The organism is Mesorhizobium sp. M7A.F.Ca.MR.148.00.0.0, assembly GCF_003997735.1.
Taxonomy (GTDB): Bacteria; Pseudomonadota; Alphaproteobacteria; order Rhizobiales; family Rhizobiaceae; genus Mesorhizobium.
Genome location: NZ_RZTB01000335.1, coordinates 1 through 799 on the forward strand (window position 1 = coordinate 1; position 799 = coordinate 799).

Consider the following 799-nt stretch of genomic DNA (forward strand, 5'->3'; position numbering starts at 1 on the left):
GTCTTGCCCGATCTCCTCTCGAAGGGGCGGACAGTCAACATTTGTTGACTTCCATCAAGGAGGAAATCACTACCGCTTGCCTGTCCGTCGGACCATAAGACAGGCTGTGTGATCGGGGCCTCGGCCGGCTTGCCGCACGGAAGGCGACCTTGCCTTGAACGCGGACGCGCCATCTGGAATGGGGCAGCCGCCTGCATGACGGAATGGCAACAGCATTGGAACAGCCTCAATTTGCCACCGAGCGCGATCCGAGGCTGAGACTGATTATTCCAATCATCGTCGCCATCGCCTTTCTGATGGAGCAGCTCGATTCCACCATCATCACCACCGCGATCCCCGCCATCGCGCGCAGCCTCGACACGACGCCGGTCAGGCTGAACCTGGCGATCACCACCTACATCCTGACGCTGGCCGTATTCATTCCCGTCAGCGGCTGGTTCGCCGACAGGTTCGGCGCACGAAAAGTGTTCGCGCTGGCGCTTTTCACCTTCACCCTCGGCTCGGCGCTGTGCGGCATGGCCAACAGTTTCGGCATGCTTTTGGCGATGCGCGCCCTGCAGGGGCTGGGCGGCGCCATGATGACGCCGGTCGGGCGGCTGATCCTGCTGCGCAGCTTTCCGCGCAGTGGGCTGATCACCGCCATGACCTACATGACCTTGCCCGCCATCATGGGGCCTGTGATCGGACCGCTGCTCGGCGGCCTGTTGACCACTTACGCGTCATGGCGCTGGATATTCTATGTCAACGTGCCTTTCGGTTGTCTCGGCATTCTGGCGGCGCTGCACTTCGTCGACGATTT

The 799-nt window shown here is 61.6% G+C and carries 1 protein-coding gene; it reads left to right on the top strand.

Features of this window, described 5'->3' with window-relative positions; all coding sequences use genetic code 11:
• Positions 1-203 precede the first annotated feature (203 nt).
• Positions 204-799 (top strand): MFS transporter (locus tag EOB49_RS34335; RefSeq protein ID WP_127383537.1); only part of this gene is annotated, 596 nt, incomplete at its 3' end.